Source organism: Aeromicrobium sp. JJY06 (assembly GCF_044069275.1).
GTDB lineage: Bacteria > Actinomycetota > Actinomycetes > Propionibacteriales > Nocardioidaceae > Aeromicrobium > Aeromicrobium tamlense.
This window is the reverse complement of sequence record NZ_JBIMRD010000002.1, coordinates 307,594-324,058: the sequence shown is the minus strand read 5'-3', so window position 1 is coordinate 324,058 and position 16,465 is coordinate 307,594. Positions and strand designations below refer to the sequence as shown.

The 16,465-nt window shown below is 70.4% G+C and carries 12 protein-coding genes; 1 reads left to right on the top strand and 11 read right to left on the bottom strand.

Annotation, left to right across the window (positions count from 1 at the left end; genetic code table 11):
* Nucleotides 1-3 precede the first annotated feature (3 nt).
* From ACGWYL_RS12985 to arsM, 4 genes are all read right to left on the bottom strand, one after another.
* Nucleotides 4-351, bottom strand: a complete 348-nt coding sequence (locus tag ACGWYL_RS12985; protein WP_395487379.1) for a hypothetical protein — start codon at nt 349-351, stop codon at nt 4-6.
* Between the two features lie 116 nt (nt 352-467).
* Entirely contained in the window at nt 468-902 is a 435-nt protein-coding gene (locus ACGWYL_RS12980) for a low molecular weight phosphatase family protein (RefSeq protein ID WP_179424548.1), read from the bottom strand.
* Nucleotides 899-1,975, bottom strand: a complete 1,077-nt coding sequence (arsB, locus tag ACGWYL_RS12975) for an ACR3 family arsenite efflux transporter (protein WP_269306769.1) — start codon at nt 1,973-1,975, stop codon at nt 899-901. The genes ACGWYL_RS12980 and arsB overlap by 4 nt, the downstream gene beginning before the upstream one ends.
* The gene (gene arsM, locus ACGWYL_RS12970; protein WP_179424550.1) at nt 1,972-2,733 is read right to left on the bottom strand and encodes an arsenite methyltransferase; all 762 of its coding nucleotides are present in this window, start codon (nt 2,731-2,733) and stop codon (nt 1,972-1,974) included. Before arsM ends, arsB begins: the two co-directional genes overlap by 4 nt.
* Nucleotides 2,734-2,825: 92 nt before the next feature.
* Between arsM and ACGWYL_RS12965 the strand changes: the two genes are divergently transcribed.
* Complete coding sequence (locus ACGWYL_RS12965) at nt 2,826-3,173, top strand: helix-turn-helix transcriptional regulator (RefSeq protein ID WP_179424551.1); 348 nt, start codon at nt 2,826-2,828, stop codon at nt 3,171-3,173.
* Here the strand turns inward: ACGWYL_RS12965 and glgB are convergent.
* The 7 genes from glgB to glgX all read right to left on the bottom strand — a co-directional run bounded on the left by glgB (nt 3,163) and on the right by glgX (nt 16,443).
* Nucleotides 3,163-5,067, bottom strand: a complete 1,905-nt coding sequence (gene glgB, locus ACGWYL_RS12960; RefSeq protein ID WP_395487378.1) for a 1,4-alpha-glucan branching protein GlgB — start codon at nt 5,065-5,067, stop codon at nt 3,163-3,165. The genes ACGWYL_RS12965 and glgB overlap by 11 nt on opposite strands.
* 4 nt (nt 5,068-5,071) lie before the next feature.
* The gene (locus ACGWYL_RS12955; RefSeq protein WP_395487377.1) at nt 5,072-6,475 is read right to left on the bottom strand and encodes an aminoglycoside phosphotransferase; all 1,404 of its coding nucleotides are present in this window, start codon (nt 6,473-6,475) and stop codon (nt 5,072-5,074) included.
* A complete protein-coding gene (gene treS / locus ACGWYL_RS12950; protein WP_179424554.1) occupies nt 6,472-8,307 on the bottom strand; it encodes a maltose alpha-D-glucosyltransferase in 1,836 nt (611 codons plus the stop codon). The genes ACGWYL_RS12955 and treS overlap by 4 nt, the downstream gene beginning before the upstream one ends.
* A 1-nt stretch (nt 8,308) precedes the next feature.
* On the bottom strand, nt 8,309-10,285 hold the full coding sequence (locus ACGWYL_RS12945; protein ID WP_395487376.1) for a maltotransferase domain-containing protein: 1,977 nt from the start codon (nt 10,283-10,285) through the stop codon (nt 8,309-8,311).
* Nucleotides 10,286-10,385: 100 nt separating this feature from the next.
* Complete coding sequence (gene treZ / locus ACGWYL_RS12940; RefSeq protein WP_395487375.1) at nt 10,386-12,056, bottom strand: malto-oligosyltrehalose trehalohydrolase; 1,671 nt, start codon at nt 12,054-12,056, stop codon at nt 10,386-10,388.
* Entirely contained in the window at nt 12,053-14,335 is a 2,283-nt protein-coding gene (gene treY / locus ACGWYL_RS12935) for a malto-oligosyltrehalose synthase (protein ID WP_395487374.1), read from the bottom strand. The genes treZ and treY overlap by 4 nt, the downstream gene beginning before the upstream one ends.
* Entirely contained in the window at nt 14,332-16,443 is a 2,112-nt protein-coding gene (gene glgX / locus ACGWYL_RS12930) for a glycogen debranching protein GlgX (RefSeq protein WP_395487373.1), read from the bottom strand. Before glgX ends, treY begins: the two co-directional genes overlap by 4 nt.
* Nucleotides 16,444-16,465 lie beyond the last annotated feature (22 nt).

The following is a 16,465-nucleotide window of genomic DNA, read 5'->3' as shown; positions in this document are numbered from 1 at the left end:
GCTTCATCCATGCAACTCAGATCGCCCGGACTTTCTCGCCAGGGAGCCCCGATGCGCCAGGACGAACGCCACGGCATAGACGACTCCGATCACCGCCATCATCCGCAGCGCGATGAAGATGTAGGCGTTCTCTTCGTCAGCGATCGGCCCGAGAGCGACGTACGCCAGGTAACCGGTCACCAGCGCGACCGCCGCGAAGCCGAGGCGAGCACCGATCGACATGACACTCATCGCGGCAGCGACCGCGGTCGCTGCAGCGAGCATCCAGCCGACCCCGAGCGCGACGTACGGCATGTTCACGAGCCAGCCCAGCGCGGCACCGGCGGCGAGGTACGCCGAGACGACAGCCACGGCAGGCACATGCCCGTCCCCAGCCGTCATCGAATCTCCCCCGCCGTCGTCGCGTCACCGGGCCTCGCGGCCGTAGTCAGACTAGGGCCAACGTGCCGAGGCCACGCCGCTTTGGCTCAGGCCAGGACGCTGGGGCCGAGCGGAAGGTCAGGCGCGAGCTCGCCCAGCAGCGCCCGCACCCGAGCGTCGAGGTCGGCGACGATGCGTCGCACGGTCGCCTCGTCCTGTCCGCCCGGGTCGTCGACCGGCCAGTCGCGGTAGGTGACGCCGGGAACGTAGGGGCACTCCTCGCCGCAGCCGAGGGTGATGGCGAGGTCGCTGGCCGCGATCATCTCCCGCGTCAGGTGCTGAGGGTGCTCGCCCGAGGTGTCCAGGCCAAGGGACTCGAGGACGTCGGCGACCTCCGGGTGGATGTGCTCGCCGGGCTGGGTGCCCGCCGACAGCGCGACGACGCGGCCCTGGGCGTAGTGCTCGGTGAGCACCCGGGCCGCGACCGAGCGGCCTCCGTTGCGGACGCAGGCGAAGACGACCTGCGGGACGTGCTCGGTCATGGACGTGCTCCTTCGGTGGTGTCGGGGAACCAGCGACGCGCCCAGAGGCTGACGTACACCAGTCCGACGAGGATGGGAACTTCGATGAGGGGGCCGACCACCCCGGCGAGCGCTTGACCGCTGGTCACGCCGAAGACGCCGATCGCGACGGCGATGGCGAGCTCGAAGTTGTTGCCGGCCGCGGTGAACGCGACCGTGGTGGCGCGCGGGTAGCCCAGTCCGACGGCGCGAGCGAGGGCGAGCGAGCCGGCCCACATCAGCGCGAAGTAGACGACCAGCGGCAGGGCGATGCGAGCGACGTCGAACGGCTGACTCGTGATGGTCTCGCCCTGAAGGGCGAACAGGACGACGATCGTGAACAGCAGCCCGTACAGCGCCCAGGGGCCGAGACGTGGCAGCAGCTCGCGCTCGTACCAGCTCCGGCCCCGGCGGGCCTCACCGATCCGGCGCGTGAGGTAGCCGGCGGCGAGCGGCACGCCGAGGAAGATCAGCACGCTGCGCGCGATCTCCCAGGCGGACACGTCCAGTCCGGTCGTGGACAGGCCCAGCCAGCCGGGCAGGACGTCGAGATAGAACCAGCCCAGACCGGCGAACGCCACGACCTGGAAGACGGAGTTCACCGCGACGAGGACCGCGGCGGCCTCCCGGTCGCCGCAGGCGAGGTCGTTCCAGATGATCACCATGGCGATGCACCGGGCGAGCCCGACGATGATCAGGCCCGTGCGGTACTCCGGCAGGTCGGGGAGGAACAGCCACGCCAGCGCGAACATGAGCGCCGGGCCGATCACCCAGTTGAGCCCGAGTGACAGCGCCATCATGCGGCGGTCGCGGGCGACGTGGCCGACCTCGTCGTAGCGGACCTTCGCCAGCACCGGGTACATCATGACGAGCAGGCCGAGCGCGATCGGCACGGAGATCCCGCCCACCGTCACGGCATCCAGTGCGTCGGCCACGCCCGGCACCGACCTCCCCACCAGGAGCCCGGCCATCATCGCCAGTCCGATCCACACGGGCAGGTATCGGTCGAGGGTGCCGAGCCGACGCTCGGCCTCGGCCTGTGGAGTCGCGGTCATGCGACAGGCTTGGTGGCGCGGACGATCGCGCCGTGCATGCCGGGGACCGCCTCGTGGGTGAACTCGACCTCGGCGTCGACGAATCCGACCGCGGCGAGCCCCGTGAGGTACTCCTGCTTCGACAGGGCTCCCGCGATGCAGCCGACGTAGGAGCCCCGATCGGCGCGATCGTCGGACGTCAGGTGGTCCTCGGCGACGACGTCGGAGATGCCGATGCGGCCGCCGGGAGCCAGCACGCGGAACATCTCGGCGAGCACCTTCGGCTTGTCCACCGACAGGTTGATGACGCAGTTCGAGATCACCACGTCGACCGAGGCATCGGGCAGCGGGACGTCCTCGATCGTCCCCTTCAAGAACTCGACGTTCGTCGCGGCGGCCTTCTCCGCGTTGGCGCGAGCGAGCTCGAGCATCTCGTCGGTCATGTCGACGCCGTAGGCGAACCCGGTCTCCCCCACCCGGCGGGCCGAGAGCAGCACGTCGATGCCACCGCCCGATCCGAGGTCCAGGACCTTCTCCCCCGCTCGCAGCTCGGCGACCGCCGTGGGGTTGCCGCAGCCGAGGCTCGCCGCGATCGCCTCCGCGGGCAGCACTTCTTGATCGGTGCTGTCGTAGAGCGCGGCGCCGAAGGACTCGTCGACCGTCGCGTCGCCCGTGCAGCAACCGGTCGCTTTGCCTCCCCCGACGGCCGTGGCGGCCTGCGCATAGCGCTGGCGCACCTCGTCGAGCAGCTGTTCCTTCGTGGGCGATGCGCTGGTCATGGCGGACTCCTTCTCATTCGATCGACGGTCATCGATGTATCGAGATTCATCTATCTATCGACGTTTGTCAATACGTCTGCCAGACTGGGGTCATGACCGTCCGCAGTGCCCTCCCCGTCATCGACCAGGTCGACTGCTGCTCCCCCGTCACCGGTGGAGCGCTCGAGGTCGACGAGGCCGAGCACCTCGCGCGCATGTTCAAGGCGTTGGGCGACCCGACGCGCGTCCGACTGCTGTCCCTCATCGCCGCCCAAGCTGAGCGCGAGGCGTGCATCTGCGACCTGACCGAGCCGGTCGGCCTCTCCCAGCCCACGGTCTCCCACCACATGAAGCAGCTCGTGGACGCAGGCCTCGTCGTCCGCGAACAGCGCGGTCGCTGGGCGTTCTACCGGGTCGTCGACGACACCCTGCGCTCGCTCAGCAGCGCCCTCAGGCCTTGACCTCCGGCTGCAGCCACAGCACGCCGCTGGGCGGCAGCTGCAGGAGTGCCGACGCCGGCTGGCCGTGCCACGGCTCGTCGGTGGCCTGCACCGCTCCGAGGTTGCCGACACCCGAGCCGCCGTAGATCTCGGCATCGGTGTTGATCACCTCGGTCCACGTGCCGGCGAGCGGCAGACCCACGCGATAGTCGTGGTGGGGTCCTCCGGAGAAGTTGGCGACGCAGGCCAGCTGCGAGCCGTCCGAGCCGAGGCGCAGGAAGCAGATGACGTTGCCGGCGGTGTCGCTGGCGTCGATCCAGCGGAACCCGTCCGGCGTTGCGTCTGCCGACCACAGCGCGGGGTCCGAGCGGTAGTGCGTGTTGAGGTCGGTGACCAGGCGCAGGATGCCCGCGTGCAGCGGATCGTCGAGCGCGGCCCAGTCGAGGGAGCCCGACTCGGCCCATTCGCTCGCCTGGCCGAACTCGCCTCCCATGAAGAGCATCTGCTTGCCCGGGTGGGCCCACATGAAGGCGAGCAGTCCGCGCACCCCGGCCGCCTTGTTCCACTCGTCGCCCGGCATCCGCTGCCAGAGCGACCCCTTGCCGTGCACGACCTCGTCGTGCGACAGCGGCAGGATGAAGTGCTCGCTCCAGGCGTAGTCGATCGAGAACGTCATCTCGCCGTGGTGGTAGGAGCGGTGGATGGGGTCGTGGCCCAGGTACGAGAGCGTGTCGTGCATCCAGCCCATGTTCCACTTGAAGCCGAACCCCAGGCCGCCGCTGCTGGTGGGGCTGCTGACGCCCGGCCACGCGGTGGACTCCTCGGCCACCATGACGACACCGGGATGGTGCTTGTAGACGGTCGCGTTGAGCTCCTGGAGCAGCTGGACGGCCTCGAGGTTCTCGCGTCCCCCGTGCCGGTTGGCCACCCACTCCCCCTCGTTGCGCGAGTAGTCGAGGTAGAGCATCGAGGCGACCGCGTCCACGCGCAGCCCGTCCAGGTGGAACTCCTCCAGCCAGTACAGCGCGTTCGCGACCAGGAAGTTGCGCACCTGCGGGCGCCCGAAGTCGAAGACGTAGGTCCCCCAGTCGGGCTGCTCGCCGCGGCGCGGGTCCGGGTGCTCGTACAGCGGGGTGCCGTCGAAGCGGGCCAGCGCCCACTCGTCGCGCGGGAAGTGGGCCGGAACCCAGTCGACGATGACGCCGAAGCCGCGCCGGTGCAGCTCGTCGACGAACCAGCGGAAGTCGTCCGGCGAGCCGAATCGCGACGTGGGCGCGTAGTAGGACGTGACCTGGTAGCCCCATGATCCCCCGAACGGGTGCTCCGCGATCGGCATGAGCTCGACGTGCGTGAATCCCGTCTCGGCCAGGTAGTCCGCCAGCGCACCGGCCAGCTCGCGGTAGTCGAGGCCGGGCCTCCACGAGCCGAGGTGCACCTCGTAGATGCTCATCGGCGCGTCGAGCCACGACGTCGCGTCGCGCTGGGCGATCCAGGTGTCGTCGGACCACGCGTGGCGCGACTCCACCACCACCGAAGCCGTGGCGGGCGGCACCTCCGTGCCGAAGGCCATCGGGTCGGCCTTCTCGCGCCAGTGGCCGTCCGGGCCCTGGATGCGGAACTTGTAGCGGGAGCCCTCCCCCATCCCCGGGATGAAGAGGTCCCACACGCCCGAGCCGCCCAGCGGTCGCATGGCGTGCTCGTCACCGTGCCAGCCGTTGACGTCGCCGATGACCTGCACGGCACGCGCGTGCGGCGCCCAGACCGCGAGGCTCGTGCCGCGCACCGGGCCGTCCTCGGAGTCGTGGGTGGTGACGTGGGCGCCGAGGACGTCCCACAGCCGTTCGTGTCGTCCCTCGCCGATCAGGTGCAGGTCCAGCTCTCCGATGGACGGGGGCCACGCAGAGGTCTCGCTCACAGGCTCACTCACCTTCGGTCACGATCCGGGCGATCGATGCCAGCGGCACGGTCAGCCACTCGGGTCGGTTGGCGTGCTCGTACGCGACCTCGTAGACCGCTTTGTCGAGCTCGAGGGCACGCAGCACGTCGGCACTCTCGCGCGGGTCCCGGCCGGCCACCTTGCCGTAGCCGTCGCAGAACGCGTCGCGGTTGCGTCGCGCCCAGGCCATCGCGCCCGCGGCCCGCTCGGGGTCCTCCGGCTGGCCGACGAGCAGCTGCTGCGCGGCGTAGTCGAACGACCGCAGCATCCCGGCGACGTCGCGCAGGGGCGAGGCCAGGGCCGCGCGCTCGGCGTGGCTGGCCGCGGGCTCGCCCTCGAAGTCGAGCAGGAGCCACCCGTGGATCGTCCTCAGGACCTGTCCCAGGTGCAGGTCGCCATGGATGAACTGGGTCGCGATCGGTACGGGCGCGTCCAGGATGCGCTCGAACACGGGGCGCAGGGCATCCGCGTGCTGCGCCAGCTCCGGCACCTGCGCGGACACCCGCTCGAGCCGGCCGAGCATCGAGTCGAGCACGCTGTGGAGCCTGTCCTCACCGACCTCCTCGGTGCCGAGCGCGCGAGCCAGGTCGGCGTGCACCGTCGCGACGGCCTTGCCCAGCCTGTAGGCCTCGCCGGCGAAGTCGCCGCCGGACTCCTCGGGCGGCAGTCCCGTCGGATCGGTCAGGTAGTCGCGCACGCTGGTCGTCGCCATGACCCACCCGTCGGCCGCATCGGGCATGAACCGCTGGAGCATGCCGATCGTGACCTCCTCGCCGTCGACCTCGGCGCTGATCGATCCCAGCGGCTCGGCGATCTGCTCCGAGCCGATCTCGTGCAGGGCGCGATGCAGCACCAGGTCCTTGTTCACACCGGGGACCAGCTTGCGGAAGAGCTTGAGGATGTACTGGCTGCCGTAGACCAGGGACGTGTTGCTCTGCTCGGTCGTGATGGGGTGGGCGCGCAGGCCGGTGGCGAGGTCGGCACCGGACTCGTGCTCGAACGTCAGCGCCTCGACCTGTGCCCCCTCGGCCATGAGGTCGAGCAGGCACGACGTCAGATCGGCATCGCCGCTCGCCTCGTAGCAGGTGAGACCGTCCTCGAGCCCGATCGACGCCGGCGCGGGCACGTTCGGCAGCTGGGACTGGCGACTGCCGATGAGCAGCTGGTACAGCTCGCGACGGTCGTCCTGCTCCACCCGGACCACGAGGTGCAGCAGCAACGGGTCGCCCTCGAGCAGGGTGGTCCACGAGACGGGGTGCACCGCGGTGATCTCGCGGTCCTTGCCGCCGAACCATCGCTGGGTCGGCAGCCAGGCCGGGAGGGCGGCCGCGAGCTGGGCCACCAGCTCGTCACGCGGGACGGTCGGATGCGCGTCCTGTCCGCTCATATCTGGCTCCTCCTCTCGCCCTCGTCGCCGATCTCCACCAGCTGGAACCAGTAGAAGCCGTGACCGGGCAGGGTCAACAGGTAGGGCAGCTCGCCGATGCGCGGGAAGCGCACGCTGCCGGTGAGCTCGACCGGCGTGCAGTCGAGGTGCTCGGAGAGGTCGAGCTCCACGGGCTGCGGGAACCTCGACAGGTTGTTGACGCACAGGACCACGTCGAGCCCGCCGTCGGCGCGCTCGTACACGCGCTTGTACGCCAGCACACTGGGGTTGGAGCCGCCGAGGTCGACGAACTCGCCCTCCGCGAACGCCGTGTGCTCCTTGCGCACCGCGATCATCTGGCGCGTCCAGTTGAGCAGCGACGCGGCGTTGCCCTGCTGCGCCTCGACGTTGATCGCCTCGTAGCCGTAGGTGGGGTCCATGATCGGCGGCAGGTAGACGCGGCCCGGGTCCGACCGGGAGAAGCCGGCGTTGCGGTCGGGCGACCACTGCATCGGCGTCCGGACCGCGTCGCGGTCGCCGAGCCAGATGTTGTCGCCCATGCCGATCTCGTCGCCGTAGTAGAGGACCGGCGAGCCGGGCAGGCTCAGCAGCAGTGCCGTGAACAGCTCGAGCTGGTTGCGGTCGTTCTCCAGCAGCGGCGCCAGCCGGCGTCGGATGCCGATGTTGGCCTTCATCCGCGGGTCCGATGCGTACTCGCGGTACATGTAGTCGCGCTCGTCGTCCGTGACCATCTCGAGGGTCAGCTCGTCGTGGTTGCGCAGGAAGATGCCCCACTGCGTGCCGGACGGGATCTGCGGCGTCTGCGCCAGGATCTCCGAGATCGGGAAGCGCGACTCGCGGCGCACCGCCATGAAGATGCGCGGCATCAGCGGGAAGTGGAACGCCATGTGGCACTCGTCGCCGCCGACCGCGGGATCGCCGAAGTACTCGACGACGTCCGCGGGCCACTGGTTGGCCTCGGCGAGCAGGATCCGTCCCGGGTACTCCTCCTCGACCGTCGCCCGGACCCGGCGGAGGTACTCGTGCGTCCGCGGGAGGTTCTCGCAGTTGGTGCCCTCCTCCTCGAACAGGTACGGCACGGCGTCCAGCCGGAAGCCGTCGATCCCGAGATCGAGCCAGAAGCGCAGGGTGTCCAGCATGGCCTCCTGCACCTCCTCGTTCTCGAAGTTGAGATCGGGCTGGTGGCTGAAGAAGCGGTGCCAGAAGAACTGTCCGCGCACCGGATCGTAGGTCCAGTTCGACGACTCGGTGTCGACGAAGATCACGCGCGCGTCGCTGTACGCCGAGTCGTCGTCCCGCCAGACGTAGTAGTCGCCGTAGGGGCCGTCGGGGTCGTTGCGCGACTGCTGGAACCACGGGTGCGCGTCCGAGGTGTGGTTGAGGACCAGGTCGGTGATGACCCGGATGCCCCGCTGGTGGGCCTCCTCGAGGAGGTGGACGAAGTCGTCGACGGTGCCGAACTCGGGCAGCACCGCGCGGAAGTCGCTGATGTCGTAGCCGCCGTCGCGCAGCGGTGAGGCGTAGAACGGCGGCAGCCACAGGCAGTCGACGCCGAGCCACTGGAGGTAGTCGAGCCGGCCGGCCAGGCCGCGCAGGTCACCCGTGCCGTCGCCGTTGGAGTCGGCGAACGCTCGCACGAGGACCTCGTAGAACACTGCCCGCTTGAACCACTCCGGGTCGTCGGGCGCCTGCTCGGCGTGCGCGAACTCGTCGGCCTGGGGCTCGGTGAGGGTGCCGTCGTCGGCGATCGACTCGCCGGTGTGCGGGGTGTCCTCCAGCCCGACCAGGGCTGCGTCCGGGGCTGTCGTGACGTCGTGGACCTCGTCGTTCACCTCAGGCCCCCTTCCTGGTCAGGCTGATGATGTGGGCGCAGGCGCGCGTGGGGTCGAGTCGCACGTAGTTGGAGTCGCTCCAGTCGTACGTCTCGCCGGTGACCTCGTCGTGGGCGACCAGGTGCTCGCCCGGCTCGAAGCCCAGGCTCGGCAGGTCGAGCCACATCGTGGCCTCCCGCGACTCGTGCGGGTCGAGCGAGACGACGACCACGACGGTGTCGCCGGACTCCGGATCCTGCTTCGAGTAGGCGATCAGCGCCTCGTGGTCGACCTCGTGGAAGCGCAGCGTGCGCATCTGCTGCAGCGCGGGGTGCGCGCGACGGATCTCGTTGAGCCGCGTGAGCCATGGCTGGAGCGACCGGCCCTCGGCCAGCGCGGCCGCGTAGTCGCGGGGGCGCAGCTGGAACTTCTCCGAGTCGAGGTACTCCTCCTTGCCGGGCCCGAGCGGCTCATGCTCGTACAGCTCGTAGCCGGAGTAGACGCCCCACGTCGGGGAGAGCGTCGCCGCCAGTGCCGCCCGGAGGGCGAACATGCCGGGGCCGCCGACCTGCAGGTGCTCGGGGAGGATGTCGGGCGTGTTGACGAACAGGTTCGGCCGACCCTCGTCCCACCGGTCCCGGTGGTCCTCGCCGAACTCGATGAGCTCCTGCTTGGTCGTCCGCCACGTGAAGTAGGTGTAGCTCTGGGTGAAGCCGAGCCGCGCGAGCCCCCACAGGCGGGCCGGACGCGTGAACGCCTCGGAGAGGAACAGCACGTCGGGATGCTCGCGCTTGACCTCGTCGATCAGCCACGCCCAGAAGTTCGGCGGCTTGGTGTGCGGGTTGTCGACCCGGAAGATCCGGACCCCGCGCTCGACCCAGTGCAGCGTCACCCGCAGCATCTCGGCGTAGATCGCGTCCGGCGCGTTGTCGAAGTTGAGCGGGTAGATGTCCTGGTACTTCTTCGGCGGGTTCTCCGCGTAGGCGATCGTGCCGTCGGGGAGCGTCGTGAAGAACTCGGGGTGCGCCGCCACCCAGGGGTGGTCCGGCGCGACCTGCAGGGCGAGGTCCAGGGCGACCTCCAGCCCCAGCTCGGTCGCTCGCGCGACGAGGGCGGCGAAGTCCTTCTCCGTGCCGAGCTCGGGGTGGATCGCGTCGTGTCCGCCCTCCGCGGCGCCGATGGCCCAGGGCGAGCCGGGGTCGTCCGGCCCCGGCGTCAGCGTGTTGTTGGGGCCCTTGCGGTTGACGCGGCCGATCGGGTGGATCGGCGGGAAGTACACGACGTCGAAGCCCATCTCGGCGACCCGGTCGAGCTCCTTGGCGGCGGTCGCGAAGGTGCCGTGGACGGGCACGCCCTTCGCGTCCACGCCGCCGGTCGAGCGGGGGAAGAACTCGTACCAGGACCCGTAGGCCGCACGGGTGCGGTCGACCCACACGGTGCGCTCGGGGCCCGTCGTGACGAGCTCGCGGACCGGGTGGTCGTGCATGATCCGGCGGACCTCGTCGGCCAGGGCCGGCCCGGTGCGTGCGCCGAGCGGGAGGCTCGCGTCGCGCAGCGCCGTGGCGGCGCCCCCGAGCGTCGGCCGGTCCTTGGCGCGCTCCTTGCGCGCGGCGACCTCGTCCAGCAGGCGCGCCGCCACCTCGAGATCATTCGCGAGCTCGTCCGCGGTCTGCCCCGCCGCCAGCTTCACCTCGATGGCGTGCACGACGGTGGCCCACGGGTCGCTCCACGCGTCGACGCGGAAGGTCCATAGCCCGACGGAGTCCGGGACGATCACGCCGCCGAACGTGTCCGTGCCCGGGTCCTGCTCGCGCAGGCGGGACGTGCGGTCGCGCCGCGCCCCCGGGCCTCGCCACACGACCTCGGCCGCGACGGCGTCGTGCCCCTCGCGCCACACGGTCGCGGTGACCGGCACGTGCTCTCCCACCACCGCCTTGGACGGATAGGTGCCGTCTCCGGACACCGGCTTCACGTCGTCGATGCCGATTCGAGCTGTCATGCAGTGCACTCCCCCACGCGTAGATGGCTTCGCTCGCCCCACCAACGTTGGTGTACCCCGCGACTGCCCGCAACACGCGGACCCGGCGGTGTGCCGTGGACTACTTCGTCGCGGTGACGGTGAGCCGCTCGTGTTCGAGGACGATCTCGCCCTCCACGGGGGGTGCCACGTCGCCGAACCGGCACGCGACGCGGAAGCGGCCTCGATGCATCACGAGCCACGAGTCGTCGTCCGCCACGTCGACGGTGAAGTCGCTCAGGGACGGGTCGGAGAGCTCGGGGTGCTGCCGTCGCAGCGCGATGAGCGAGCGGTACACGTCGAGCATCCGCGCATGCTCGGGATCGGCGAGCTCGTCCCAGTCGAGGGTGGAACGCTCGACGGTGGCCGGGTCCATCGGATCGGGCACCTCGGACTCGCCCCAGCCGTGCCGCCCGAACTCGCGGCGCCGGCCCGCGCGCACCGCCTCGGCCAGCTCGGGATCGGGGAACGAGGCGAAGAACTGCCACGGCGTCGAGGCCGCCCACTCCTCGCCCATGAAGAGCATCGGCGTGTAGGGCCCGAGCAGCACGATCGCGGCGCCGCACGCCTGGAGATCGGGTGTGAGCGTCGCCGAGATGCGATCCCCCGTGGCGCGGTTGCCGATCTGGTCGTGGTTCTGGAGGTAGGCCAGGAACGACGTGCCGGTGAGCTCGTGGACGTCCACGGGCCTGCCGTGCGTGCGGCCGCGGAAGGACGACCAGGTCCCGTCGTGGAAGAACGCGCCGCGCAGCGTCTTGGCGAGGGCTCCCGGCGCGGCGAAGTCGGCGTAGTAGCCGTCGGTCTCGCCGGTCAGTCGCACGTGCAGCGCGTGGTGCAGGTCGTCCGACCACTGGGCGTCCATGCCGAGTCCGTGGCTCGACCTCGGGCGCACCGTGCGAGGGTCGTTCAGGTCGGACTCCGCGACGAGGCTGAGCGGCCGGCCGAGGACGGCCGACATCCGCGCGGTCTCGGCCGACAGCTCCTCCAGGATCGGCATCGCGCGCGTGTCGACCAGGGCGTGGACGGCGTCGAGTCGCAGTGCGTCGACGTGGAAGTGCTCGAACCACATCATCGCGTTGTCGACCACGAAGCGGCGGACCTCGTCGGACTGCGGCCCGTCGAGATTGAGCCCCGGCCCCCAGTCGCTCTGACCGGCGAAGTACGGCCCGAATCGGTCGAGGTAGGCGCCGGACGGACCGAGATGGTTGTAGACGACGTCGAGGACGACCCCGAGCCCACGGGCGTGGCAGGCGTCGACGAGCCGCTTGAAGCCGTCGGGTCCGCCGTAGGGCTCGTGGACGGCGCTCCACAGCACGCCGTCGTAGCCCCATCCCGCGGTGCCGTCGAAGGAGTTGACCGGCAGCACCTCGACCAGGTCGACGCCCAGCTCGACGAGGTGGTCGAGGCGCTCGATCGCGGTGTCGAAGGTCCGGCCCGGCGTGAAGGTGCCGACGTGGAGCTCGTAGATCACGGAGCGCTCGAGCGAGCGTCCGGCCCAGTCGTGGTCGGACCACGCGAAGGCATCCTGGTCGTAGACGCGCGAGGCGCCGTGCACGCCGTGCGGCTGCCACGTCGAGCGCGGGTCGGGCAACGGGGTGTCGTCGTCGCCGAGCAGGAAGGCGTACTCGGTCCCGGCGGACGCCTCGACGTCGGCCGTCCACCAGCCGTCGTCAGCCCGTCGCATCTCGTGATCGACGTCGCCGATCCGCACGCGCACCCGCTCGAGGTCGGGACTCCAGACCGTGAACGTCATCGGCCCTCACCCCGGACGAGGAGTGCCATGGGGTAGCGGCCGAGCACGGACGCCACGCGCACCTGCCCGGCGTCGACCGAGGCTCCGGTGAGCGCGTCGGTCCAGGGCCCCTCCGGGAGCTCCAGCGTGGTCTCGCCCCACCCGCCGGCGCGCTCGAGCCCCACGGGCAGTCGGGTCGCCAGCACGACGAGGTCCTCACTGCGTGCATAAGCCAGCAGGTGGTCGGCCGCAGGACCGTCAGCGGCGAGCGGTCGATAGCCGCGGAAGAGCTCGGGCCGGCCCCGACGCAGACGGAGCGTGCGTCGGACCAGCAGCAGCTTGGCCGTGCCCGACGCGTCGACCTCTGGGAGCTCGCCTTGAGCTCCCCGCTCGAGCAGCTCGCGGCGCAGGCCGTGGTCGACCTCACGTCGGTTGTCCGGATCGACGAGCGAGAAGTCCCACAGCTCGGTGCCCTGGTAGACGTCGGGGACGCCGGGCATCGTCAGCTGGACGAGCTTCTGGCTGAGCGAGTTGGACCATCCCGGCGCCTCGATGCGGGCGACGAACTCGTCGATCTCGCCACCGATCTCGTCACGGACCCTGCGCGGCCACTCCGCCACAGCGTCCTCGAACGGCTCGTCGGGCTCGGTCCACGTGGTGCGGAGCTTGGACTCCCGCGCCGCCTTGAGCAGGTAGTCGGCGAGCCGCTCGTCGCTGATCGGCCAGGCGCCGACGAGCGTCTGCCACGCGAGCAGGTTCAGCGCCGGCTCGTCGAGGCCGCAGCGGTCGGTCCACTCGACGACCTTCCCGGCGAACTCGTCGGCCACCTCGGCGAGCACGGCCAGGCGCGCCCGGGTGTCCTCCGAGCGCTTGGTGTCGTGCGTCGTCAGTGCCGTCATCGCGGTCGGCTGGGACGCCTCGCGTGCGGCGGCGAGCCGGTGGAACTCCTCCACCCCGACGCCCCAGACGTCCGGCGAGCCGCCGACCTCGTTGAGCGCGGCGAAGCGGGTGTACCGGTAGAAGGTCGTGTCCTCCGTTCCCTTGGCCACGACCATCCCGGACGTCTGCTGGATGCGCGTCGCGAGCTCGCCGCCCGGGTCGGCACGGACCTGACGATCGAGGGCCGTGAGCGCGTCGCCGAGGGCGGGACGTCGGAACCGTGCCCTCGCGATCGCCTCGCCCCACGGGGACTCGACCTCGGGGAGGTAGGAGCGGTAGACGCCGAACGCGATCATCGTCTCGGCCACGGCCGCCCGAGCGGCCTCCCCGTCGACCCCCTCGACCAGCCCGGCGATCCGGCGCACCTCGGCGACCAGGATCTTGTCCGTGACCATGCGCCGGGCGTCCTCCTCGACCGCCGCGTAGTCGGTGGGCACGCCGAGCCGGTCGGCCAGCGCGGTGAACGTGGGCTCTCCCGCGGGGTCGAGCAGCACGCCGAACACCTCGCGCATCGCGTCGTAGCCGGTGGTGCCGTCGACCGGCCAGCCGGCGGGCAGGCTCTCCCCCGGATGCAGGATCTTCTCGATCACGATCCAGGCATCGGGTGCAGCCTCCCGCAAGCGCCGCACGTATCCGCCGGGGTCGGCGAGTCCGTCGGGGTGGTCGACCCGCAGTCCCGTGACGTCGCCGCGCTCGACCCAGCGCAGGATCTCCCGATGAGCCTGCTCGAACACCTCGGGGCGCTCGACGGTCACCGCGGCCAGCGTCGTGATGTCGAAGAACCGGCGGTAGGTGAGCTCGGCGTTGCCGCGGCGCCAGTCGACCAGCTCGTAGTGCTGGCGGGCGTGCACCTCCTGCGGCGTGCCGCGGCCGGTGCCGGGGGCCAGCGGGAAGCGGTGGTCGAAGTAGGTCAGGTGGTCGCCCTCGACCGACAGCTGCGCGACGTCCGCGTCACTCGCGAGGATCGGCACGAGGATGCGCCCGCGCGACCAGTCGATGTCGAAGTGGTGGGCGTACGGGGACGCCTCTCCCTCGCGCAGCACGCTGAGCCACCACGGGTTCGCCTCGGGCACCTCGACCGACATGTGGTTCGGCACGATGTCGACGACGACGCCGAGGCCAGCCTCGCGCGCGGCGTCCACGAGGTCGCGGAAGGCGCGCTCGCCGCCGAGCTCGTCGCGCAGTCGCTCGGGGTCGACGACGTCGTATCCGTGGGTCGATCCCGGCGTCGCCTCCAGCACCGGGGACAGGTACAGCGCTCCCACGCCCATCGTCGCCAGCTGGACCACCAGCCCGCGCGCGTCGTCGAAGCCGAACCCGGGCCGCAGCTGCAGCCGGTACGTCGACGACGGTGCGGTCATGAGCCGACTCGTTGCAGCACCACGAGCGAACGCGGCGGAGCCGTGAAGCTGGCGAGGGCGCTGAGCGTCTCGGCACCCGGCTGCTCGACCGAGCCGGTCGAGCTGTCCACGACGACCTTCCATCCGGAGCCGTAGTCCTCGGGTGGGAGGGTGAACTCCGCCGGCTCGCTGTGGGCGTTGAACGCCAGGACGAACGAGTCGTCGGTGACCCGCATGCCGCGCGCGTCGCGGTCGGCGATCGCGTCACCGTTCAGGAACACCGCGATGGACTTGCCGAGCTCGTCCTCCCAGTTCTGCTCCTCCATCTCGTCTCCGGAGGGGGTGAACCACTCGATGTCCCGCAGCTCGTCGGCCTTGCGGACCGGCTTGCCCTCGAAGAACCGCCGGCGACGGAAGATCGGGTGACGCTGGCGGAAGGCCGCCAGCGCGGAGGTGAACTCCAGCAGCGCGCGCTCCTCCGCACGCGAGTCCCAGTCGACCCAGCTGACCTCGTTGTCCTGGCAGTACACGTTGTTGTTCCCGCCCTGGGACCGGCCGAGCTCGTCCCCGTGCAGGATCATCGGCACGCCCTGGGACAGCAGGAGGGTCGCCATCAGGTTGCGGCGCTGGCGGCGACGCAGCTCGAGGACCTCCTCGTCGTCGGTCGGCCCCTCGACGCCGCAGTTCCACGACCGGTTGTCGTCGGCACCGTCACGGCCGTCCTCGCCGTTCGCCTCGTTGTGCTTGTCGTTGTAGGTCACGAGGTCGTTGAGGGTGAACCCGTCGTGCGCCGTGACGAAGTTGATCGAGGCGTACGGCCGCCGGCCGTTGTCCTGGTAGAGGTCGGACGATCCGGCGATGCGGGAGGCGAACTCGCCCAGCGTCGCGGGCTCCCCGCGCCAGAAGTCGCGCACGGTGTCGCGATAGAGGCCGTTCCACTCCGACCACAACGGCGGGAAGTTGCCGACCTGGTAGCCGCCGGGACCGACGTCCCAAGGCTCGGCGATGAGCTTGACCTGGCTGACCACCGGGTCCTGCTGGACGAGCTCGAAGAACGTCGCGAGCTTGTCGACGTCGTAGAACTCGCGGGCGAGGGTCGCGGCGAGGTCGAAGCGGAAGCCGTCCACGTGCATCTCGGTGACCCAGTAGCGCAGCGAGTCCATGATGAGCTGCAGCGTGTGCGGGTGACGCACGTTCAGCGAGTTGCCGGTGCCGGTGTAGTCCATGTAGTGCTGCTCGTCGCCCTCGACGAGCCGGTAGTAGGCGCAGTTGTCGATGCCGCGCATCGACAGGGTCGGTCCGAGGTGGTTGCCCTCCCCCGTGTGGTTGTAGACGACGTCGAGGATGACCTCGATGTCGGCCTGGTGCAGCGCCCGCACCATGCCCTTGAACTCCTCCACCTGGCGGCCCGGGTGGGCGGCGTAGTCCGCGTGCGGCGCGAAGAAGCCGATCGTGTTGTAGCCCCAGTAGTTCGTCAGGCCCTTCTCGACCAGGTAGTGGTCGTTCAGGAACTGGTGCACGGGCAGCAGCTCGATCGCGGTCACGCCGATCGACTTCAGGTGCTCGACGATGGACGGATGCGCGATGCCGGCGTACGTGCCACGCAGGGACTCCGGGACGTCGGGGTGCGTCATCGTCAGGCCCTTGACGTGGGCCTCGTAGATCAGCGACTCGTTGTACGGCGTCCGCGGCAGCCGGTCGTTCGCCCAGTCGAAGTAGGGGTTGATGACGATCGAGTACGGCACGTGTCCCGCCGAGTCGTCCTCGTTCATCTGCTCGGGGTCGTCCAGGTCGTACGCGAACAACGATCGGTCCCACTGGACCGGTCCCGAGATCGCCTTCGCGTACGGGTCGATCAGCAGCTTGGCGGGGTTGCAGCGGAACCCGCGCTCGGGCTCGTACGGGCCGTGCACCCGGAAGCCGTAGCGCTGTCCCGGGGCCACCCCGAGCAGGAACCCGTGGTGGACGAAGCCGTCGACCTCCTCGAGGCGGACGCGTGTCTCGTTGCCGGACTCGTCGAACAGGCAGAGCTCGACGAACTCGGCCGACTCGGAGAAGACGGCGAAGTTGGTACCGGTCCCGTCGAACGTCGCGCCGAGCGGGTAAGCCGATCCGGGCCAGGGCTGCACAGGTTCTCCTCGATGGGTTGAG

Excerpts from the sequence above, each read along its gene's own strand:
- arsB (WP_269306769.1), bottom strand. The coding sequence starts at position 1,975 with ATGACCGCGACTCCACAGGCCGAGGCCGAGCGTCGGCTCGGCACCCTC.
- ACGWYL_RS12965 (WP_179424551.1), top strand. The coding sequence starts at position 2,826 with ATGACCGTCCGCAGTGCCCTCCCCGTCATCGACCAGGTCGACTGCTGC.
- treY (WP_395487374.1), bottom strand. The coding sequence starts at position 14,335 with ATGACCGCACCGTCGTCGACGTACCGGCTGCAGCTGCGGCCCGGGTTC.
- ACGWYL_RS12955 (WP_395487377.1), bottom strand. The coding sequence starts at position 6,475 with ATGAGCGGACAGGACGCGCATCCGACCGTCCCGCGTGACGAGCTGGTG.
- treZ (WP_395487375.1), bottom strand. The coding sequence starts at position 12,056 with ATGACGTTCACGGTCTGGAGTCCCGACCTCGAGCGGGTGCGCGTGCGG.
- ACGWYL_RS12945 (WP_395487376.1), bottom strand. The coding sequence starts at position 10,285 with ATGACAGCTCGAATCGGCATCGACGACGTGAAGCCGGTGTCCGGAGAC.
- arsM (WP_179424550.1), bottom strand. The coding sequence starts at position 2,733 with ATGACCAGCGCATCGCCCACGAAGGAACAGCTGCTCGACGAGGTGCGC.
- ACGWYL_RS12980 (WP_179424548.1), bottom strand. The coding sequence starts at position 902 with ATGACCGAGCACGTCCCGCAGGTCGTCTTCGCCTGCGTCCGCAACGGA.